The following is a 21,637-nucleotide window of genomic DNA, read 5'->3' as shown; positions in this document are numbered from 1 at the left end:
AATATGAAGAAGGAACGTATCGCTTACGCGTAGAGGTGAAGAAAAATCTTTTAAAGCAATGAGATAAAAAAGCCTGTCGTAACCTCAATGCGGCAGCATGAGTCTTACGCCAGGCAAACAGGAGAAAAAATAGGATGCATCATCCATTGTGCGGCCATAAAGCACGCACAATGTCACAACAATAATCGGAGTTAATCAAAGGTGGTCAGATTAACGGGTATAAAAGGCGCGTTTCAGAGCCAGTTCCACACCACGGATTTCCGCCAGACCTTTCAGGCGGCCAATACAGGAATAACCCGGATTGGTCTGCTTTTTCAGATCATCGATCATCTGGTGACCATGATCCGGACGCATCGGAATACGTCTGACATCACCGTCTTGTTCACGACGATGCTCTTCTTTAAGCAACGCGTTGATAACGTTATACATATCCACATCACCCTCCAAATGTGCCGCTTCATGGAAGCTTTTTGGATTGCTTTCCTCACGCATCGTAGAGCGCAGGTGGGTAAAGTAGATACGGTCACCGTAAGTTTCAATCATACGCACCAGGTCATTATCACCGCGCACACCATAAGAACCGGTACACATGGTAATGCCGTTCATCTTGCTCGGCACGGCGGTTGTCAGCGCCTCAATGTCTTCGATGGTAGACACAATGCGCGGTAAACCCAGGATAGGACGCGGTGGATCATCCGGATGAACCGCCAGTTTCAGACCATATTGTTCACAGACCGGCATCAGTTCCTGCAGGAAACAGCACCATGTGTTCACGTAACTTATCTTTGTCAATGCCCTGATACGTATCAAGACGCGCCTGGAACTCATCCAGGGTGTAACCTTCTTCTGCGCCTGGCAGACCAGCGATAATATTCGCGGTCAGCTTATCAATTTGTGCCTGAGACATGTTCTCAAAGCACTGCTTCGCTTCCACCTTTTCCTGCTCTGTGTAATCGGCTTCGGCGCCTGGGCGCTTGAGGATAAACAGTTCGAAAGCCGCAAATTCAATCTGGTCAAAGCGCAGTGCCTTGGACCCATCCGCCAGCTGATATTCTAAATCGGTGCGGGTCCAGTCGAGTACCGGCATAAAGTTGTAACACACAGTATCAATACCGCACTTAGCCAGATTGGTCAGCGACTGTTTGTAGTTATCGATCCACAACTGATAGTCGCCGGTGCGGGTTTTGATCTCTTCGTGCACCGGCACGCTTTCAACCACAGACCAGTTAAACCCTTTAGATTCCAATAACTCTTTACGGGTCAGGATCTCTTCTGTACTCCACACTTCACCATTCGGAATATGGTGTAAAGCAGTCACAATACCGGTTGCCCCGGCTTGTTTAATATCATCCAATGAAACAGGATCATTTGGTCCGTACCAACGCCAAGTTTGTTCCATAACACTCACCTTTTTTAAGACGCACTTAGCCCGCCCGAAAATATCAGGCTAAAAATGCAATAACGACTTTAGAGAGGGCAGCTCAGACAACTGCCCGTAATTATTTCGATGTTCTGTTCATTATTTTGATGATTTGGAGCTATTTTCTGCCCGAACCCAGCATCACTACCGGATTAGAACTGAATAAGTAACCATCAAAGTTTGGATCATCGACATCAGACAACTCCAGCAGGCGTTGTTTGACGTTTTCAAGGTGTTGCCACATGGCATTTTTGGCGGCAATAGGGTCTTTGCGCTGTAGTGCAGAGAGTATTTTGGCGTGGTCATCCATCCATTCAAGGCGATAGTCGATCCCCTTGATGCGGGCATGTAACTTCTGCCACATCGGGCTGCTTTCGCGTCGTTCCCACGAGTGTTTCAGCATATCAACCAGCACTGAATTCTGTGTGGCCTGGGCAATACACATATGAAACTTCTCGTCCCCTTCACTTTCGGCGGCACCTGTATCCAGCTCACGGCGCTCAAGGTCGAGCGCGGCGCGCATTCTCAGAATATCCCCCGGAGTGACCTGGGTTGCTGCAAACTCGGCGATGTTACTTTCCAGTAACTGACGAGCCTGCAGCATTTCGAACGGACCGGCATCATCGCTGATGACTTGTTCACGGAAACCGGACTGATTAGGAATATTCAGGACATAAACACCTGAGCCCTTTTTCACTTCCACTAAGTTCTCCAGCTCAAGCATGATAATCGCTTCACGCACAACCGTACGACTGACGTCGAGCTGTTCCGCGATATCACGCTCAGGAGGCAACCGCTCTCCGACCTTATATTGGCCGTCAATCAGTTGTTTTCTCAGCACTAACCCTATCTCTTGATAAGGTCTTTTCGGTTCAAAAGGCATCATGATGATATTTTTCAATATGTCCATACTATTCACGCCATCATAATGACCAAGAAAAATTGGTCAACCTATTTATCACAAAAAATATGCAACACGCTTAATTTAAAACTTGAGAGATAAGGTGCTTATTTAACGTCTTTAATCCGTTTCACCAGTTCACTCAACTCTGGATTGCTCGACGCCAGCTCGGTGTACATAGGCTGCACGGCGGCGGCAAATTTAGCTTTATCCGGCTGGACAAACGTCACGCCCATCGATTCAGCTTTCGCCCGCTCTTTCGCCGACGATTCAGCCCAGAGTTGTTTCATATATTCGGAAGAATCATGCGCCGCTTTCATCAATGCCTGCTGCTGTTCAGCGGTCAGCTTGTCATAGCTTTTGGTCGAGATAACCAATACGTCCGGCACCATGGTGTGCTCATCTAAACTGAAATATTTCGACACTTCGCTGTGACGGCTCAGACTGAACGAAGGGATATTGTTTTCTGCTGCATCCACAACACCTTGTTGCAACGCGGTATACAGCTCGCCGTACGCTAATGGTGTCGGGTTACCGCCCAGTGATTTGACCATCGCAATAGCCGTCGGGCTTGGCTGTACGCGAACTTTCAGGCCTTTCAGATCGTCAGGTGTATTAATAGGTTTAGAGGTATAAAAACTGCGTGCACCTGCGTCGTAATAAGTCACTCCGATAAATCCGCTGTCACGTGAGGAGTCAAGAATTTCACGTCCCAACGCCCCGTCTGTCACCTTGTAATAATGCTCTTTACTGTTGAACAGGTAAGGCAGGTTGAATGCCGAGTAAGCTGGCGAAAAAGCTTCCAGTTCAGCCGCATTACTTTTCACCATATCCAGCGCACCGTTTTGCATCAATTCCATCGATTCACGCTGTGTACCTAGCTGTGCGTCCGGGTAAATTCGGATGCGAACTTCACCATCAGTCAGGTCTTTAACTTCATTTGCCATAAAAGTCATTGCTTTATGAACAGCATGATCACGTGGATGGTTATGGCTTAGTTTTAATGTTGTGGTCGCATAGGCTGAAGCCGTTGCTCCCAGGCTGATTACTGTACCAATCACGGCACACAGCAGTGTTTTGCGCTTCATCATTATCCTTATCTCCATTAATTGGTATTCCAATTTGTAGGGTTCTTCGTAGTTCTTGGCCATTATTTTCGCCGAAACAGGAAAGTGTCAAACCAAAATGCATCACAAAATGACCAATATCACAGTTATCACCCTAAAATTGGTCAACCAATCTATTTGTGAGACGGCTCACGTGACAAAACAGGCGACAAATTTATACTTCCCTACGATTCCAATGGCTATTGGTTATCAACAAATGTCACTACGACCCCGCTTTGGTTTACCAATTATTAAAAATGTGGGGCACTCTATTTTGAAGGGAACGAACATGAATAAGCTGGTCGGTTTAATAAACAGAGGGTTAGCTGCCTTTACTATCTCTCTTTCTGCCTTCCTGGTCGTCTGCGTGGTCTGGCAAGTCATTTCACGCTACGTATTAGGTAAACCCAGTACTGTCACGGATGAACTTGCCCGCTACCTGTTTATGTGGGTCGCTTTGATCGGCGCGGCTTACACCACAGGCTTAAAACGCCATCTAGCCATTGATTTGCTAACGATGAAACTGACCGGCAAACGCAAAATGATTAACGAAATTTTTATTCAGTTAGCCATCGCCGTTTTTGCTTACATCGTTCTGGTCCATGGCGGTATCCAACTTGCGGCTAAGACACTGGCCACCGGCCAGGTCACACCCGCACTGAGCCTGCAAATGGGTTACATCTATTTTTGTCTGCCGATTAGTGGAGTGCTGATGATCTTTTATTCAGCTGTCTTTGCTTACGAGCGTGTGAAAACACTGACATGCAGCAAAGCTCTTATCACTAAATCTGAACTTGATTAACTGAGGACTTCACTATGGATTGGCAAGTCATACTTACTCTTTTTGGCACATTCGCCGTACTGCTTACCCTGGGCGTTCCGGTCTCGTTCGCTATCGGACTCTCTTCATTGGCGACTATTCTGATGAGTCTGCCGTTAGAGCCTGCGATAGCTGTAGTGGCTCAACGCATGGCCGCTGGCCTGGATAACTTTGCTCTGCTGGCGATCCCGTTTTTCATTCTGGCCGGTAACGTCATGAACCAAGGCGGCATCGCGCTGCGCCTGATCAACTTTGCCAAAGTGCTGGGTGGCAGCCTGCCCGGCTCGCTGGCGCACGTAAACGTGATGGCCAACATGATGTTTGGTTCCATTTCCGGCTCGGCAGTGGCCTCCGCAGCGGCGGTTGGCGGCACTATGTCACCGCTGCAAAAGAAAGACGGCTACGATGAGAATTTCTCCGCAGCAGTGAATATCACCTCCTGCCCTTCCGGGCTGTTGATCCCGCCGAGTAATACACTGATCGTGTTCTCTCTGGTCTCAGGTGGTACATCGATCGCCGCTCTGTTCCTGGCGGGCTATATTCCAGGCATTCTGATGGGCCTGAGCATTATGCTGGTCGCCGGTATCATAGCTAAGCGTCGCGGTTATCCGGTCGCAGCCAAGCCTTCTTTAGCGGTTATCTGGGATACCTTTTTGAAAGCTGCGCCGTCTCTGATGCTGGTGATTGTGATCATGGGTGGCATCATCGGTGGCATTTTCACCGCAACGGAAGCTTCGGCGATTGCCGTGGTTTATACCCTGGTTCTCGCCGTCATCATTTACCGTGAAGTCAGCTGGAAACAGATTCCGGCCATTATTCTGGAATCCGCGGTAACAACATCGATTGTGCTGCTGCTGGTCGGCGCTTCCATGGGGATGTCCTGGGCGATGGCTAATGCCGATATTCCGTACATGATTGCTGATGCTCTGCTGGCGATCTCCGACAATCCACTGATGATTCTGCTGATCATCAACCTGATTCTTCTCATTGTCGGTATTTTCATGGACATGACGCCGGCCGTTTTGATTTTCACTCCGATTTTTCTGCCTATCGTTCTGGATATGGGCGTTGATCCGGTGCACTTCGGCATCATGATGACCTTCAACCTGGCGATTGGCATCTGTACTCCGCCGGTCGGCAGCGCACTGTTTATCGGCTGTTCTGTCGCCAATATTTCCATCGACAAAGTCATTAAGCCCTTACTGCCTTTCTATGCAGCGCTGGTTGCTGCTCTGATGGCCGTGACCTTCATTCCTGAACTGAGCCTGTTTCCTGCCAAATATGGTACTGGGCTACTAACTTCTGCTATTCGAGACAAAGCCCCGTCGGTGTGACTGACGGGGCACAAGGAAGAACACATGAAAAACATAACTAACACCCCGCTTCATTCAGATATTGCGCTGCCATCCTACCCGCGCAAGCAGTTACAAAGCCGGATCGTCCACCTTGGCTTTGGCGCCTTTCACCGCGCGCACCAAGCGCTATTCACCGATGAAATGCTGCAAAAAACCGGCAGTGACTGGGGAATTTGTGAAATTAACCTGTTTGGCGGTGAAGCGTTGATTCAATCACTGCGCAGTCAGGATCATCTATATTCAGTAGCAGAAAAAGGCGCTGAGAAAACCGAAGTGAAAATCATCGGTTCGGTCACCGAATCACTGCATCCCGATTTAGACGGTATCGATGCCATACTGGAGAAAATGGCCGAACCTCAGGTAGCCATTGTTTCAATGACCATCACGGAAAAAGGCTACTGTGCCGATCCGGCCACCGGTAAACTGGATAAAAATAACCCTCTGGTCCAGGCCGACCTGAATAACCCGCAAGCACCTAAATCGGCCCTGGGTTACATCGTGCAGGCTTTGAAGCTGCGTCGTGAACGCGGGTTAACGCCATTTACCGTCATGTCCTGCGACAACGTACAGGAAAATGGTCATGTCGCCAAAGCTGCGATTCTGGAGTTTGCCCAGTTACTGGATCCTGAATTACGCGACTGGCTCGAAACCAACGTGACTTTCCCTTGTACCATGGTTGACCGTATCGTACCTGCGGCTACCGAGGATACCCTGGCTGAAATTTCCTCCCTGCTGGGTTGTGATGACCCGTGCGGTATCGCCTGTGAGCCATTCCGTCAATGGGTGATTGAGGACAACTTTGTGGCCGGCCGGCCAGACTGGGACGTCGCCGGTGCGGAATTTGTTCAGGATGTCGTGCCTTATGAAGAGATGAAACTGCGTATGTTAAATGGCAGTCACTCTTTCCTTGCCTATCTGGGTTATCTCGGAGGCTATGACCATATCTCCGACACCATGACTGACGCGGGCTACCGCAAAGCCGCCTTTGACATGATGATGAAAGCGCAGTCACCGTCACTGAACATGCCTCAGGGAACGGATCTGGAAAGCTATGCCACACTGCTGATTGAGCGCTTTACCAATCCGAGCCTCAAACACCGTACCTGGCAAATCGCAATGGACGGCAGTCAGAAGATCCCGCAACGCCTGGGCGGCAGCCTCAAATTCCATCTCGCCAACGGCAGTGACTTCTCCTGGCTGGCGACCGCAATCGCGGGCTGGATGCGTTATGTATCCGGCGTTGACGAACAGGGCAATCCAATTGATGTCCGCGACCCTATGGCGGATGTGCTGCGTGACATTTGCGAACAACATGGTCAAAACGTTTCTGTCGTACCGGCGCTGCTGGCAGTGGAAGCCATTTTCCCGGCCGAAACTGGGGCAAAACCCGACCGTTATCGCAGCCGTCAGTAACGCTTACCAGTCCCTGCTTAATAACGGTGCGCGTGCCACCGTTGCCGCCCTGTAAGGAGAAGCAAAATGAAAACATTTCTGTGCGAAGATTTCCTGCTTTCCAACGAAACAGCGCGCCGCCTGTACCATGAGCACGCCAGCCACCAGCCGATCTATGACTATCACTGTCACCTCAATCCGGCCGAAGTGGCAGGTAACCGCCGCTTTGAAAACCTGACCCAGATCTGGCTGGCCGGCGATCACTATAAGTGGCGCGGCATGCGATCCGCCGGGGTCAGTGAGCAGCTAATCACCGGTGATGCGAGTGATTATGACAAGTACCTGGCCTGGGCCAATACCGTGCCGCAAACCCTGGGTAACCCGCTGTATCACTGGACTCACCTTGAACTGCGCCGTCCATTCGGTATCACGAATACCTTATTCGGGCCAAAAACAGCCGAATCAATCTGGCAACATTGCAACGAATTACTGGCAACACCAGAATTTTCTGCCCGCGGAATTATGCAACAAATGAACGTGGTCATGGCAGGAACCACGGATGATCCTATTGATTCTTTGCAACATCACCGCACAATTGCAGAAGATGACAGCTTTAATGTCGATGTCCTGCCAAGCTGGCGCCCGGATAAAGCGTTTAAAATTGAACTCGATGGATTTGCCGATTACCTGCATCAGCTTGGCCAGGTCAGTGATATTGAGATTCGCCGTTTCAGCGATTTACTCAGCGCTCTGGATAAACGTCTGGCCCACTTTGACGCTCATGGCTGCCGCGCAGCGGACCATGGCATTGAAGTGGTTCGCTTTGCGCCGATTCCGGAGGAGAAAATACTCGATACTCTGCTAGCTAAACGTTTAGACGGCGCTGTGCTCAGCGAAACCGAATGCGCTCAGTTTTCTCTACCGCTGTGCAGGTGTGGCTTGGTCAGCGATATGCCCAGCTGGGTTGGGTTATGCAGCTGCACATTGGCGCGCAGCGTAACAACAACAGCCGTATGTTCCGTCTGCTCGGCGCTGATGCCGGTTTTGACTCGATTGGCGACCGTCCGTTTGCTTTTGAACTGGCTAACCTGCTTGATGCGATGGATAAAAGCGACGAGCTGCCGCGTACGATTCTGTATTGCCTCAATCCGCGCGATAACGAAATGATGGCAACCATGATTGGCAACTTCCAGGGTGGCGGCATTGCCGGGAAGATTCAGTTTGGATCCGGCTGGTGGTTTAACGATCAAAAAGACGGTATGCAACGTCAAATCGAGCAACTGTCACAACTTGGTCTGCTGAGCCAGTTTGTCGGTATGCTGACCGATTCACGCAGCTTCCTCTCCTACACCCGTCACGAATATTTCCGTCGTATTCTGTGTGACATACTCGGCCGCTGGGCAGAAAACGGCGAAGTGCCAAACGACCTCTCCTTGCTCGGTTCCATGGTTGAAGACATCTGTTTCCATAACGCTAAACGCTATTTTGAGCTGCGCAGCTGAGTTTCGTTAAGCTTAGTCTCGTTAAGTACGGTTTCGTTAAGTTCAGTTAACGGGGAAACACTCAGGGTTTCGCCCGCTGGAAAGATAAAAAAGGGAAACACATCTGTGTTTCCCTTTCGTTTTTCAGCAGTAAGCCGGAGCCATGTTAAGCCGCTGTGATCGGAATAATATTATCCGGTTTGGATTTTTCCAGCTTGATGGCGACAAACTTCGAGGTCGGCGTGAAAGTACGATCACCGTAGCTTTCCAGCGGAACCAACGGGTTGGTTTCCGGATAGTAAGCCGCTGCCTGACCATTTGGCATATCATAGGGTACCAGCTCGAATCCGCTGACGCGGCGTTCAATCCCGTCTTCCCATAGTGTCACCATATCCACTTTTTCACCCGGTTCAAAACCAAGGCGCAGGATGTCGTCTTCGCTGACGAACACAACTTCACGTTTACCAAACACGCCGCGATAACGGTCATTCAGGCCATACAGCGTGGTGTTGTACTGGTCGTGGGAACGCATGGTCTGCAGGATCAGATCCGGCGTATCACCAAGTCTAGTGACCGTTTCATTGATCAGCTGCGCTGGTAGCGTCGATGCAGAGAAACTGAGCCTTACCACCAGCCGTATTCCACTCGCGGCGTGCCGCTGTGTTACCCAGATAAAACCCGCCCGGATTGGCAATTTTCTGGTTGAAGTCAGTAAAGCCCGGAATAGTGTCAGCAATCAGATCGCGAATCCGGCCATAGTCTTCAACCGCCCAATCCCAGTCAATCGGGAAATTGCCCAGCGTGGCTTTAGCAATGCCAGCCAGGATCGCCGGTTCAGAGCGCATTTGGTCAGAGCGCGGTTTTAACTGACCGTAAGAGATGTGTACCATGCTGAAGGTATCTTCAACCGTCACACCCTGCGGGCCGTTAGCCTGCATATCCACTTCAGTACGACCCAGACACGGCAGGATCAGGGCATCACGACCGGTCACCAGATGAGAACGGTTCAGCTTAGTCGCAATATGAACGGTCAGCTCACAATTACGCATCGCATCGTGAGTACGTGGTGTATCCGGTGTCGCCTGGGCAAAGTTACCGCCCAGACCAATAAAGACTTTGGCACGTTTCTCTTCCATCGCCTGGATGGCCGTCACGGCGTTATCGCCGTGGTGACGCGGCACCTTAAACTGGAAACGTTTTTCGATCGCATCCAGCAGGAACTGTGGCGGCTTCTCGTTAATGCCCATGGTGCGGTCGCCCTGCACGTTACTGTGTCCGCGTACCGGAGACAGACCTGCGCCAGGCTTACCGACGTTACCACGTAACAGCTGTAGATTAACAACTTCCTGAATCGTCGGCACTGAATGACGGTGCTGTGTCAGACCCATCGCCCAGCACATCACAACGCGCTCAGCACGACGGAACATCAGCGCCAGCGTTTCGATCTCATCCAGACGCAGGCCAGATTGCTGCACGATATGATCCCAGGAAGTCTCTTCCACCGCTTGTAGATATGCGTCCAGCCCTGAAGTATGTTCACGGATAAACTCATGATCAAAAACAGGTTTATCACCATTACGCTGCGCTTCCTGCTCCCAGGTCAGAAGGAACTTCGCCATACCACGGAACACCGCCATATCACCGCCCAGAGCCGGACGGAAATAGGCACTACTGGTCGGTTTAGAACCATTACTGAGCATTTCGATTGGTTTCTGCGGATTCTGGAAACGTTCAAGTCCACGCTCTTTGAGCGGGTTGAGACAGATAACCTCAGCGCCGCGTTTAACCGCTTCACGCAACGGTTTCCAGCATACGTGGGTGGTTGGTACCCGGGTTCTGGCCGATAACAAAAATCGCATCGGCGTGCTCGAAATCATCAAACACAACCGTACCTTTGCCTACACCAATGGTGTCAGACATCGCCAGACCACTCGCTTCATGACACATGTTTGAGCAGTCAGGGAAGTTGTTGGTGCCAAAAGCACGCACGAAAAGCTGGTAAAGGAATGCCGCTTCATTACTGGCACGGCCGGAAGTATAGAACTCAGCCTCATCAGGTGATTGCAGAGATTTCAAGTGCTGGGCAACCAGCGCATAGGCATCTTCCCAGGAAACCGGGACATAATGATCACTGGCAGCGTCATAACGCATCGGCTGGCTAAGACGGCCTTGATATTCGAGCCAGTAGTCGGTCTGTTTGAACAGTTCACTCACACTGTGCTGAGCAAAAAACTCCGCATCAACCAGTCTGCTGGTGGCTTCCCAGTTAACGGCTTTGGCGCCGTTTTCACAGAAATTGACCATACCGCTTTCCGGTGATTCGCCCCAGGCACATCCCGGACAGTCGAAACCGTTATTCTGGTTGGTTTTTAACAGAGCTCGCAGGTTACGAAAGCCATTTTCACTGCGAAACCAGCTTGTAGTTACCGCTTTTAATGCACCCCATCCTGCGGCAGGGCCATTATAATCGGTAATATTTTCCTTTTGGTTCATGACGACACTCCTCGTTAGGAATAACAATGAACTTACGATCTACCTGTGAGCATGTGGCAAACTTCCCCTGAAAACAGGCATCATTAACCATAAAAGAGCAGTGCATCATGGTGCGATGACAGAAATAAAGGGACAAGTTCATTGAGTTATAATTAAAACTCTCGCAATAAAAATTGCCGAGCTTTTTATTTGGCCAGAGAGTAATCCTAAAATTTTGCATCGTCCAATTGAGGTTATCTAACACTTGATAGATAAAATCTATCGGTTATTTTAAACGCATCTATCCCACAATTTAAATAAGGTTTAAGCCCTATTTTATATTCAGCGATGCAACAGCATTTATCAGCAGGCTCTATGGATCGATAAACACAACCGATTTGATCAAACACAATAGTGGGATTATGATTGACCCAGATCAATGAAGCTGTCGATTTTTTTACCATCTCGATAAGATTTTTTGTCATCAGGTCGCGGGCGAGCAACAAGGCTACCTGCGGTCATCTCATATTTTTATCCGGATTGAAGATCCGTGTGACTAATTTTGTTGCGGTTATTTCAGATAAAAATGAAATAATTAAGGCGTATTGATTCGTTATAATTAATTCTATTCGGTTAATTTAATACGTCACCGAACATAAACACCTGACTGAATATGCGTTTGGAAATACTATGGTCGTGCATTCTACTCCAAATTTATTTGATATCCTTTTTTCATTAAAAGGGTCTATCGCTAAAAAAATAGCGAAACGCACTTTCATGATTACCGCTCTGGCTGCGATCATTGTCCTGGTCGAGAGTTTGTATCCGTTACTGTTTAGTCAGGTCAGCGCCACCCCATTCACCCTGCTGGGTATCTCACTGTCTATCTTTATGAGCTTTCGCAACAATGCCTGCTATTCACGTTGGTGGGAAGGACGTCAGGCGTGGGGCAAGGTGATCACTGATGTGCGCTCATTCGCTCGCGCCAGTGAAGTGATTGATGACGTGGCGCTGAGAGAAAAACAGCTCAGGTCATTATGTGGTTATACTCATGCCATGGCCGCCAAACTGCGCGGCGAGAATCAATATCTTGCGGCCAAAGAGTGGCTGAGTGAAGAAGAATCCGCTTATGGTCATCACGTGTGTGACGGGATACTGCGTACTATCAGTCGCCTCAATTCACAGCTGGCAAAAAATAACCATATCAGCGAATGGCGCTACGTACTGCTTGAAGAGCAGTTACAACGTTTATCAGAAGCACAGGCCAGCTGTGAAAGAATAAAAACCACCCCGGTTCCTTACTCGTACACGCTGCTTTTTCATCGCACCACTTACATATTTTGTATGTTACTGCCGTTTGCGATGGCAGAACCGCTGGGCTGGATTGCGCCGATTTTTACCACGATTGTCAGCTATGCCTTCTTTGGTTTGGACGCAATTGGTGACGAAACTGGAAGACCCGTTCGGCCGCGATGAGAATGCACTGCCACTCGATGCACTGGTACGAATCATCGAACGTGATATTCTTGATACTCTGAACGTGACCGAGCTGCCGCCAGAGAAAAAGCCGGTGGACTATATACTAAGCTGAATTTGGCCCTGCAGGGGATCAAATAACCGTCGGCACAGCCAGGTTAGCGGCACGACGACAACCGGCTAACAACAGATTAAAACGTATAATAATGTCGAACTGAATCTATTCAGTCTGTCAGTCTCAACACAAGCGGACCTTTCTGGTCACCGGACATGGCGCGGCCTGCACCACAATTGCCATTGACACGATGGCAGCCGCAGTGACCTGTCAGCTAAAACAAAGGGCCGCTTAAGGAAGTAGTATGGACATTAAGCAACTCAAATACCTCATTGCTCTGGATGAAACCCAGCACTTCGGGCAAGCCGCAGCAATGTGTAACATCACCCAGCCGACGCTGTCGATGCGCATTCGCCAGCTGGAAGAAGAGCTGGATCTGACCTTGATCAATCGTGGTCAGCGCTATCAGGGGCTAACCGAAGCCGGTGAACGAATCCTGGCCTGGGCACATACCTTACTGGCGGCGCACGATGCGCTGCAAACTGAAGCCGCTAACTGTCGCGGCCAGGTTGTGGGCAGCCTGCGTCTGGGGATGGTTCCTCTGGCCAGCCTGAATCCGATGGTATTGCTTGAGCCGCTGTCCAAAAGCTATCCGGAGCTGCGTTATCAGCTCTCTTCACTGACCTCAGAGCAAGTGATCGACGGCCTGAACCGCAACCAGCTCGATCTTGGCTTATGTTATATGGATCAGATTGATACCACTCATTTTGAGGTCATCGAGCTGCCTTCCACCCAAATGGGGCTGCTCTACGATCAGCGCTATTTTGACTTCGACGAAACCGAGATGGCCTGGGCCAGGTTAAATACCATGCCTTTAGGGCTGTTGACTCAAGGTATGCATTATCGGCAGTCGATTGATATCAGTTTCAGCAGTAAAGGCATTACGCCCCAAATCCTGCTGGAAAGTGATTCCACCTTCCAACTGCTGCAATCGGTCAACGCAGGTTTGTGCTGCGCAATCATGCCGCTCAACAGCGGTTTGGAACACATGAACGATGCGCTGCGCATCATTCCGATTGAGGACGCCCGTATCCACGCCCGCATGGGGTTGCTGATGCGAAAAACCGAACCGCGCTCAGCAGTAGCAGAACGCTGCTTTATCAAGGCACAAGAAATTTTTGCTGCCGGCAGCCATCAAACAGATTAACGCGGAGGTCAGCATGACATGTACATTAACCCAGTTAAGTGAATTGGCTGATACCAACGTTGCCGCGCCGAATCCGGATGAGTACGGCTACGTCGAAATGGATCAGCAGCAGAATATCGCTTACAAACCACTGGCCAGTGAAACCGCGCTTTCTATCAGCTATAACGGCCTCAATCATGCGGTGATGATGGTCACGCCCGGTAATATCGAAGATTTTATCCGCGGCTTCAGCCTCAGCAGCGGCATCGTGCAATCGATGAGCGAGATTCGCGACATTCAACTGCGCACCGGGCAGGACTCGCACAATGCCGAAGTGGAACTGAGCAGCCGCGCCTTCTGGGCACTGAAAACTCAGCGCCGTACCCTGGCGGGTACCAGTGGCTGTGGTATTTGTGGGGTTGAAGCGCTGGAGCAGGCACTGCCGCAACTTGAGGTGCTGACTCCGGTGGCCGCACCCGACGCGCGTCTGTTTCTCAATTTACGCCAACGCATTGCCGCGGCTCAGGTGCTCGCCAGCCAAAGCGGTGCCCTGCACGCAGCACTATACGCCAACAGCTCAGGTGAAATCACCTTGTGCCGTGAAGACATCGGTCGTCACAACGCATTGGATAAGCTGATTGGGGCGATGCTGCATCAGAAAATTGATTCGCAAACAGGATTCGTGGTGATGACCAGTCGCTGTAGTTTGGAACTGATTCATAAAACCGTGCGCGCTAAAGTGGCCACCCTGGTCACGCTCTCCGCCCCGACCGCATTAACCGTGCAATGGGCGCGTCAACACAATCTGAATCTGATTCATCTGCCAAAGCACAGCGCGCCACGCCTATACAGTCCGGCTCCCGGCCCACGCAGCGCTTAATCTTTCGCGCCTGATTCGCCGGGTTTCATCAGGGCTGCTGAACAAAGCAGCCCTTACATTCTGTCGGTTTATTTTGCCATGATAAACAGGCATAGTGATCACTCGTCCATGACAAAAGAGTCCTCATGCAATTACCTCCTTTTTCAATCCTGGATCTGGCGCCGGTCTCTGAAGGCTCCGATTTTCATTCCACATTCCGCAACTCGGTTTCTCTGGCCCAGCACGCTGAAGCGTTAGGATTTAAGCGCTTCTGGATGGCGGAACACCACAATATGCCCGATATTGCCAGTGCCGCCACTTCCGTACTGCTCAGCCATATCGGCGCCAACACTCAGAAAATTCGTCTTGGCTCCGGCGGAATCATGCTGCCTAACCACGCTCCGCTGGTGATTTCCGAACAATTCGGTACCCTGGAAGCCCTTTATCCGGGCCGGATTGATCTGGGATTAGGCCGTGCTCCTGGTACTGATTATCCGACCATGCACGCGCTGCGCCGCGATCCGGAACGTATGGATCCTGATTTTGATGAACTGCTGGAAGAGCTGCAGTTTTTTATGGGCCCGATATCCGACAACCAGCCGGTACGCTCTTATCCGGGCAACAACGCTAAAGTGCCTTTATGGCTGCTCGGCTCAAGTACCTACAGTGCCCGTTTAGCCGGTATCAAGGGATTACCTTTTGCTTTTGCCGCCCATTTCGCGCCGGATTCGATGTTGCGCGCTCTGGAAATCTATCGTGATAATTTCCGCCCGTCCGAACAACTCGATAAGCCGTACGCCATGATCGGCGTGAATATAATCGTGGCCGAAACCGATCGTCAAGCGCAGTATCTGGGCACAACGGAAAAGCAGAAGTTCCTTAAAATGGCACGTGGCGGACGCGACAAACTGCCGCCACCGGTCATGAGCATGGATCCGCTGTGGCTGCCCCATGAGCAGCGCCATGTTGAAACGCAATTACGGGAATCGATCCACGGCAGCCAGGAGACAGTCCGTCGCCGCTTAGAAAATCTGCTTGAGCGGACTCAGGCCGATGAGATCATGGTGAACGCCATGATTTACGATCATCAGGAAAAGCTGAAATCGTATCAGTTGCTGTCAGAGCTACGCTAAGCCACGTCTGAGCGCAGCTACTGACATCACCAATAACAGCACAAAGCCGCGTCAAAACGCGGCTTTGTCGTCAATTTAATGCTCAGTTCCTGCCTACTTGGCGAACAGCTGCCCCATATCTTTAAACGCTTTAAATTCCAGCGCATTACCACACGGGTCGAAGAAAAACATGGTGGCCTGTTCACCGACCTGGCCTTGAAAACGAATATACGGCTCAATCACGAACTCAATGTTGTAGCGCTTAAGACGTTCCGCCAGCGCTTGCCACTGCTCCCAGGTCAGAACCACACCAAAATGCGGCACCGGAACATCATGCCCGTCAACCGGATTAGTCACCGCCCGCTCCTGATCGGCGGTACGCGGATGAAAGTGGATCACCAGCTGGTGACCGAAAAAATTAAAATCGACCCAGCTTTCGGCGCTGCGCCCCTCTTCGAGGCCAAAAACTTCGCGATAAAACTGCCTGGCGAGCGGAACATCATAGACAGGTATCGCTAAATGAAACGGTTGTAGACTCATGAGCACTTCCTTGTTTTTTTGCTACTGCTACAGCACTGTTTTGACACTGATACAGAACTGTTTTGCCACTGATACAGCGGCCAGACCTGGCGTTAACACCTTACTTCCCTGTTACTTGAGTGGTGAACACGTCAAACGTCAACCACTGATTCCAGTGTACCTGTGCCGGCCGCTCTGCCCCGTGCTCACGCGCCCAGAATCAGGGCTCTTTATCTGTTTTTTTATCTTTAGTCAGGGTCTGGAACAAACCTTCCATCATCGAGGTTGGCATAGGAAACAGTATAGTAGAGCTTTTTTCGCCGGCGATTTCGGTTAATGTCTGCAAATAACGCAGCAAAATGGCATTCGGCTCAGTCGCCAGACGATTAGCCGCTTCCACCAGTTTCTCTGACGCTTCCATCTCACCGGATGCGTGAATCACTTTCGCGCGTCGGGTCCGCTCAGCTTCAGCCTGACGGGCAATAGCGCGGATCATTGATTCATTCAGATCGACGTGTTTTATTTCAACATTGGAGACTTTAATGCCCCAGCCTTCCGTACGGGCATCAAGAATGGCCTGAATATCCGCATTGAGCATTTCCCGGTTGGCTAACATTTCGTCCAGCTCATGCTGCCCCAGCACCGAACGCAATGTGGTCTGAGCCAGTTGCGATGTGGCCTGAAGATAATTTTCGACATTAATGATGGCTTTCTGGGAATCAACCACGCGAAAATAGAGTACGGCATTGACCCGCACCGACACGTTGTCACGGCTGATGACGTCCTGGCTCGGTACATCCATCACAACTGTACGTAAATCGACCCGCACCATTTGTTGGATGACCGGGATGACAATGATCAAACCCGGACCTTTCACCTTCTGGAATCGACCGAGGAAAAAAATCACCCCGCGTTCGTACTCACGCAGAATACGGAATAAGCGCACTGCGATCAGCACCACCAGCACCACAATCAGAATCGGTGTTAGCAGCTCAGTGTTGACTGGAATTGCTGGCATCGTCTGTACTCCTTTTGACTTGAGAGACTTTAGTGACTTTCAGAATCAAGCCATCCAGTTCAATGACTCGTATCGGATCCCCTTTACTTAACGGTACGTCACTGATGGCTTCCCAACGTTCACCTTCGACATGCACAAAACCGTGCCCGGTAAAACTCTCCAACGCGACACCATGCTCACCGGCAAGCGCTTCGCTGCCACTGACCACTTGTTTTTTACGCAGCTCCATAACGCGCTTGAGGACAAAAATGATCACCCCTGCCGACACAGCGGCAATCGCGTAAATCAACGTCAGGGAAACACGTAGCTCAGGCAGATCGCTGTCGATCAAAAAAACCGAGCCAAGTACAAAGGCCACAATGCCGCCCGAAACCGAGCAACCCAAAACTGGGCAGGAAGGATTCAGCAATAAACAGAGCGATACCGAGCAGCATCAACCCCAGCCCCACATAGTTCACTGGCAACAACTGGAAAGCATACAAGGCAATAAGCAGGCAGATTGCGCCGGTAATACCGGCAATACCAAAACTCGGACTGTAGAATTCGAGTAACAGGCCATATACCCCGATCATCATCAGGATATAAGCAACGTTAGGGTCAGTAATGGTGGCTAAAAACTTATTGCGCAAATCAGGGTCACGTTTTTCGACCTGAGCGCGACTAAAATCGAGCGTCACTTGCTGATGATTCAGCTCCAGGCTTTGCCCTGTCACAGCTGATAACAAATCTTGTGGCGACTCGGCCATAACGTTAATCACGTTCAGTTCGAGTGCTTCGGTAGCCGATAAGGTAGCGGCTTCACGCACCGCTTTTTCCGCCCATTCGACATTACGGCCACGCAACTGTGCCAGAGAACGAATATAGGCTATCGAGTCGTTGAGGATCTTTTTCTCCATCGCACTGGGTTCACTTGGCTTGTCCTGCTGTTCTCCACCCGGGTTGGGGCCACCCATTTGTACCGGCGTCGCAGCCCCAAGCGTGGTGGCCGGCGCCATCGCTGCAATATGACAGGCATAAAGAATATAGGTACCCGCACTGGCTGCACGCGCTCCAGGCGGATGCACCAGACACAGCACAGGAATGTTGGAAGCGAGGATATGTTGGTTTATATCGCGCAGACTGGACACCAGGCCGCCGGGAGTGTCAATCGCAATAATGATTGCCGGGGCATCAGCGCTGGAATTGGCACGTTGAATCTCTTTGATCACATAGTCGCCGACAGCAGGGCCGATAGCACCACTGATGGTGATCACTGGAACGGCAGATGAACGCTGTGACTGTGGCAGAGCTGTCTGTTCTGGCTGCGTGCCACTGTCAGTTTCAACCGTCGCCAGTGTTGAGACACTCAGCAGCACCGACAAAAGCGCTGCAAACAGCAGACGATACATAATCAGATCCGGTATAAAACTCTAATTAGAGTTTAGCTAAAATCCTCACCTTTGCCGCGGGAATATCGCCATAGATAAAACAAGGGCCGGATATTCCCGCCCTGCTGACTGTCAGCTCATTTTGATTACGAAATATTGTTCACCGCATTACTGCTGAGGACAGACCATTGATCTGCGTTTCGGCAAACGAATTCGTGGGAGCAGCAAACCTGCCACCACTAATCCAATACCCGCTAACTGCAACTGAGTCACAGCATGCCCCATCACAAAAGAGGTCAGGACTGAGAAAATCGGCACGAAGTTAAAAAACAGTGCAGCGCTGGCCGAACCAAGGCGACGCACGCCATTCAGCCACAACAGATAACCGGCTACAGTGGCAAACAAACCAATGTACACCACCTCGCTGATGCCGACGGCGCTGGCATTCAACAGTTCGGCAAACGGATGCACGTCCGCTGAGAACAGGCACATCACGCCGATCACTGCCGCGCCACTCAGCATTCCGACCAGAGTGTAAGGGATCACGGCCATCCAACGACTGATCCCCTGACTGAAATAGGTGTACAGACTCCAGGCCAGCATGCCGGAAAAAATTAGCTTGTCACCATGGTTAATCTGCAACGAAAGCAGGGTTTCAAGATGACCGTTGGTGATCACCATCAGTACTCCGGTCAGACTGACCAGCAGACTGAAACATTGTGCCCGTGAAGGCCAGCTGCGCTGAGCGACACTGGCGATCAGCGAAGTCATTAACGGACTGAGAGCCATGATCAGCGAACCATTGGTTGCACTGGTGTAAGCAAGACCGGTGAACAATCCGAGATTAAGTCCGCCCACCCCCACAGCGCTGACCGCAAACACCCACAACCACTGGCGGTTGGTGATGACAGGTTTTGGCATGCGCGCAACACGCACATACACAGCCAGACAGGCTGCAGCGATAACAAAGCGCCAGAAGACTAAGGTCAGCGCATTGACTTCCTGCAACGCATGTTTGCCGATAGGAAAGCTGCTGCCCCAGAAAAAGGTACAGATAAGAAGAAGCACAACGGCTTTCAGGATTGAATCGGAATTCATCGTCACTCCAAAGAACTTGTCAAAACAGGTCGCCTAGTGTATTGGTTTCAACATTAGAATAAACAAGCAAAATTAAGATGGTAAATGCCATAAATGAAACCTAACTACTCTTTAGACGATTTGCGTTGTTTTTGTGCTGTTGCCCGCTTTGCCAGTTTTAAAGAAGCCGCGGCTTATCTCGAAATGCCCCTTTCCACCTTGAGCCGTCGTATCCGTCAACTGGAAACCGATCTGCAACTCAGGCTCCTTAACCGCGATGCCCACCGGGTGATTCTCACTCATACCGGCGAACAGTACTTCCAGCGTTCGGCGGCCCTGTTTGATGAACTCGGCGACATTGATGAGGATTTACACCGCGATAAACACCAGCCAAGCGGGAAAATTCGTATCTCCACCCCTATTAACGCCGGCTCCCAGTTTTTGCGCCCGATTTTTTATGATTTTTTACTGCAACAGCCGGATATTCAGCTCGACCTGCGTTTCTCCAATTCCCTGATTGATATCGAAGCGGAAGGCATGGATGTGGTATTCCGAGTGGGCAGTCCGGTGGTCGATAACTGGATCGCGCGCCCGCTCAAACACATTCATTTCATCCTGTGCGCCCATCCGGATTATGATCTCAGCGCGATACAGCACCCTGAAGATTTGTGTGGTCACCCGACAGTGCTTTGTCATCCCATGGTTCCCTGGCAACTGGTGAATAAAACCAATCAACAGGAATTTGATTACCACCCGCAAAAAGGGGTCCGGCTTGAACTCGATGAAATTCAAATGCTCTCACATGCGGTCAAAACCGGACTGGGGATCGGCTATATTCCCGACTATTTTGCCCTGCCAATGATAGAGCAAGGTGAAATGCAGCACGTATTGCCAGACTGGCGCAGTAAAGAACGCACCCTGTTTATGCTGTATCGTGAGCGTCAAAACATTCCTCTGCGGGTGCGACTGTTTATTGAATTTGTCCTGCAGCATTTCGACAACCAGGAATAAATAACACAGGGTGAAAGACTTTTTTCTCGGTTAACCTCCAATTTCCAAGCCGGGCACTACACTATTGGAACGGAGGTGCATCATGACTCTCTTTTCCCCGTTAACACTCCCGGCCCCGGCCAAGCAGCTGTGTTGTGAAGCCGATACACCGATATGTTGGGTGTTGAGCCAATATCTGCTCAATGAATTTCAGTATGCCTTGCTGCATGAGCCAGGCATACTCGAAGATCGTCATCCTGAGTATCTGCATCAGTATCGGGTCAGCCTGCGCCGCTGTCGTTCCCTGCTGGCTATTTTCGCCGTCGTTTATCCGCCTCAGGCCGTCACAAAACTCAGACAACAGCTTAAAGTGATGATGGAACCCAGCGGATTATTGCGAGACTTAGACGTGTTTACGGATCCCGATTCGCATCCGGAGTCATTAAGCACCGTACTCAGTGAACTGCTGCCTGTCGTGGCCGCCAAACGGAGCAGAGTATTTCAGCGTTTTTCACACTGGCTCGAGAGTGTCGATTACCAGCATATCACGCAGCAGATTTTTACCAGTTTCATCCATTGTGCTCAGCATCCGACTCAAACCGGTTTAAAAAGCCTGAGTTCTGTCGCTAATTATCACCTTGAAAAACAGGCTCGAAAACTGCTGAAATCCAGCCGCCGTATCAAACCGGGCAGCACCGACGAAGAGATTCATAAACTGCGAATTGGTTGTAAAAAATTACGTTACCTGAATGATTTTTGCCGCGCTGTGGGGATAACCTCTTCAGAGCAGCCATTAATTGAACAAGCTCAGCTAAAACATTGGCAGAACGAACTGGGAAAATTTAACGATACTTCAAGTCAGTTACATTTTTGTCTGACCCACCTCTCGCCACTGCAGACACAAGCGGAAACGGCCCAGGCTGTTGCCGCCTTTGTTAAACACAGCCGGCAACAGCATCACGCCAGCAAGCAGCAGGTGCTGAAAAATATCGCTACATTAGCAAGTCACTGATCGAATGGTGCATGCGCAG

13 protein-coding genes and 6 pseudogenes are annotated in these 21,637 nt (G+C 50.5%); 11 read left to right on the top strand and 8 right to left on the bottom strand.

Features of this window, described 5'->3' with window-relative positions; genetic code table 11:
• Window positions 1-210: 210 nt before the first annotated feature.
• The 3 genes and pseudogenes from uxuA to ABDK09_01105 form a co-directional block, all read right to left on the bottom strand.
• Window positions 211-1,399, bottom strand: a pseudogene (gene uxuA / locus ABDK09_01115) (mannonate dehydratase).
• A gap of 139 nt (window positions 1,400-1,538) precedes the next feature.
• Window positions 1,539-2,330, bottom strand: coding sequence for an FCD domain-containing protein (locus ABDK09_01110; GenBank protein XAW88054.1), 792 nt, complete (start codon window positions 2,328-2,330; stop codon window positions 1,539-1,541).
• A 98-nt stretch (window positions 2,331-2,428) separates the two neighbouring features.
• Window positions 2,429-3,412 (bottom strand): TRAP transporter substrate-binding protein, encoded by a 984-nt coding sequence (locus ABDK09_01105; GenBank protein ID XAW88053.1) that lies wholly within the window; start codon window positions 3,410-3,412, stop codon window positions 2,429-2,431.
• A 304-nt stretch (window positions 3,413-3,716) separates the two neighbouring features.
• Between ABDK09_01105 and ABDK09_01100 the strand changes: the two genes are divergently transcribed.
• From ABDK09_01100 to uxaC, 4 genes and pseudogenes are all read left to right on the top strand, one after another.
• Window positions 3,717-4,229 (top strand): TRAP transporter small permease, encoded by a 513-nt coding sequence (locus tag ABDK09_01100; GenBank protein XAW88499.1) that lies wholly within the window; start codon window positions 3,717-3,719, stop codon window positions 4,227-4,229.
• Between the two features lie 14 nt (window positions 4,230-4,243).
• Window positions 4,244-5,546, top strand: a pseudogene (locus ABDK09_01095) (TRAP transporter large permease subunit).
• A 59-nt stretch (window positions 5,547-5,605) separates the two neighbouring features.
• Window positions 5,606-7,070 (top strand): annotated as a pseudogene (locus ABDK09_01090) (fructuronate reductase).
• A gap of 11 nt (window positions 7,071-7,081) precedes the next feature.
• Window positions 7,082-8,496, top strand: a pseudogene (gene uxaC, locus ABDK09_01085) (glucuronate isomerase).
• Window positions 8,497-8,641: 145 nt separating this feature from the next.
• Here uxaC and ABDK09_01080 read toward each other — a convergent pair.
• Window positions 8,642-10,968 (bottom strand): annotated as a pseudogene (locus tag ABDK09_01080) (FdhF/YdeP family oxidoreductase).
• Between the two features lie 669 nt (window positions 10,969-11,637).
• Between ABDK09_01080 and ABDK09_01075 the strand changes: the two are divergent.
• The 5 genes from ABDK09_01075 to ABDK09_01055 all read left to right on the top strand — a co-directional run bounded on the left by ABDK09_01075 (window position 11,638) and on the right by ABDK09_01055 (window position 15,656).
• Window positions 11,638-12,423 (top strand): bestrophin family protein, encoded by a 786-nt coding sequence (locus ABDK09_01075; protein ID XAW88052.1) that lies wholly within the window; start codon window positions 11,638-11,640, stop codon window positions 12,421-12,423.
• Window positions 12,389-12,538 carry a bestrophin family ion channel gene (locus ABDK09_01070; GenBank protein XAW88051.1) on the top strand — a complete coding sequence of 50 codons (150 nt, stop codon included), beginning with the start codon at window positions 12,389-12,391 and terminating at the stop codon, window positions 12,536-12,538. The genes ABDK09_01075 and ABDK09_01070 overlap by 35 nt, the downstream gene beginning before the upstream one ends.
• Before the next feature lie 244 nt (window positions 12,539-12,782).
• A complete protein-coding gene (locus ABDK09_01065; GenBank protein ID XAW88050.1) occupies window positions 12,783-13,685 on the top strand; it encodes a LysR family transcriptional regulator in 903 nt (300 codons plus the stop codon).
• A gap of 13 nt (window positions 13,686-13,698) precedes the next feature.
• The gene (fdhD, locus tag ABDK09_01060; protein XAW88049.1) at window positions 13,699-14,544 is read left to right on the top strand and encodes a formate dehydrogenase accessory sulfurtransferase FdhD; all 846 of its coding nucleotides are present in this window, start codon (window positions 13,699-13,701) and stop codon (window positions 14,542-14,544) included.
• Between the two features lie 125 nt (window positions 14,545-14,669).
• Entirely contained in the window at window positions 14,670-15,656 is a 987-nt protein-coding gene (locus ABDK09_01055) for an LLM class flavin-dependent oxidoreductase (GenBank protein XAW88048.1), read from the top strand.
• Window positions 15,657-15,749: 93 nt separating this feature from the next.
• On the opposite strand, the gene ABDK09_01050 is transcribed toward ABDK09_01055, so the two are convergent.
• From ABDK09_01050 to ABDK09_01035, 4 genes and pseudogenes are all read right to left on the bottom strand, one after another.
• Window positions 15,750-16,175 carry a VOC family protein gene (locus tag ABDK09_01050; protein XAW88047.1) on the bottom strand — a complete coding sequence of 142 codons (426 nt, stop codon included), beginning with the start codon at window positions 16,173-16,175 and terminating at the stop codon, window positions 15,750-15,752.
• A gap of 199 nt (window positions 16,176-16,374) precedes the next feature.
• Window positions 16,375-17,172: a slipin family protein gene (locus ABDK09_01045; protein XAW88046.1), complete on the bottom strand. Its 798-nt coding sequence runs from the start codon at window positions 17,170-17,172 to the stop codon at window positions 16,375-16,377.
• A pseudogene (locus ABDK09_01040) lies at window positions 17,147-18,560 on the bottom strand (nodulation protein NfeD). Before ABDK09_01040 ends, ABDK09_01045 begins: the two are co-directional and overlap by 26 nt.
• A gap of 147 nt (window positions 18,561-18,707) precedes the next feature.
• Window positions 18,708-19,637 (bottom strand): DMT family transporter, encoded by a 930-nt coding sequence (locus tag ABDK09_01035; protein XAW88045.1) that lies wholly within the window; start codon window positions 19,635-19,637, stop codon window positions 18,708-18,710.
• A gap of 93 nt (window positions 19,638-19,730) precedes the next feature.
• On the opposite strand from ABDK09_01035, the gene ABDK09_01030 reads away from it, so the two are divergent.
• A complete protein-coding gene (locus ABDK09_01030) occupies window positions 19,731-20,627 on the top strand; it encodes a LysR substrate-binding domain-containing protein (protein XAW88044.1) in 897 nt (298 codons plus the stop codon).
• Window positions 20,628-20,709: 82 nt separating this feature from the next.
• The gene (locus ABDK09_01025; GenBank protein XAW88043.1) at window positions 20,710-21,618 is read left to right on the top strand and encodes a CHAD domain-containing protein; all 909 of its coding nucleotides are present in this window, start codon (window positions 20,710-20,712) and stop codon (window positions 21,616-21,618) included.
• Window positions 21,619-21,637 lie beyond the last annotated feature (19 nt).

Origin of the sequence: Vibrio sp. CDRSL-10 TSBA (assembly GCA_039696685.1) — a bacterium.
Classification (GTDB): domain Bacteria; phylum Pseudomonadota; class Gammaproteobacteria; order Enterobacterales; family Vibrionaceae; genus Vibrio.
The sequence above is the reverse complement of the archived record's forward strand: the minus strand, read 5'-3'. Positions and strand labels throughout refer to the sequence as shown.

Excerpts from the sequence above, each read along its gene's own strand:
- ABDK09_01110 (XAW88054.1), bottom strand. The coding sequence starts at position 2,330 with ATGGACATATTGAAAAATATCATCATGATGCCTTTTGAACCGAAAAGA.
- ABDK09_01105 (XAW88053.1), bottom strand. The coding sequence starts at position 3,412 with ATGATGAAGCGCAAAACACTGCTGTGTGCCGTGATTGGTACAGTAATC.
- ABDK09_01100 (XAW88499.1), top strand. The coding sequence starts at position 3,717 with ATGAATAAGCTGGTCGGTTTAATAAACAGAGGGTTAGCTGCCTTTACT.
- ABDK09_01075 (XAW88052.1), top strand. The coding sequence starts at position 11,638 with ATGGTCGTGCATTCTACTCCAAATTTATTTGATATCCTTTTTTCATTA.
- ABDK09_01065 (XAW88050.1), top strand. The coding sequence starts at position 12,783 with ATGGACATTAAGCAACTCAAATACCTCATTGCTCTGGATGAAACCCAG.
- fdhD (XAW88049.1), top strand. The coding sequence starts at position 13,699 with ATGACATGTACATTAACCCAGTTAAGTGAATTGGCTGATACCAACGTT.
- ABDK09_01055 (XAW88048.1), top strand. The coding sequence starts at position 14,670 with ATGCAATTACCTCCTTTTTCAATCCTGGATCTGGCGCCGGTCTCTGAA.
- ABDK09_01050 (XAW88047.1), bottom strand. The coding sequence starts at position 16,175 with ATGAGTCTACAACCGTTTCATTTAGCGATACCTGTCTATGATGTTCCG.
- ABDK09_01045 (XAW88046.1), bottom strand. The coding sequence starts at position 17,172 with ATGCCAGCAATTCCAGTCAACACTGAGCTGCTAACACCGATTCTGATT.
- ABDK09_01035 (XAW88045.1), bottom strand. The coding sequence starts at position 19,637 with ATGAATTCCGATTCAATCCTGAAAGCCGTTGTGCTTCTTCTTATCTGT.
- ABDK09_01030 (XAW88044.1), top strand. The coding sequence starts at position 19,731 with ATGAAACCTAACTACTCTTTAGACGATTTGCGTTGTTTTTGTGCTGTT.
- ABDK09_01025 (XAW88043.1), top strand. The coding sequence starts at position 20,710 with ATGACTCTCTTTTCCCCGTTAACACTCCCGGCCCCGGCCAAGCAGCTG.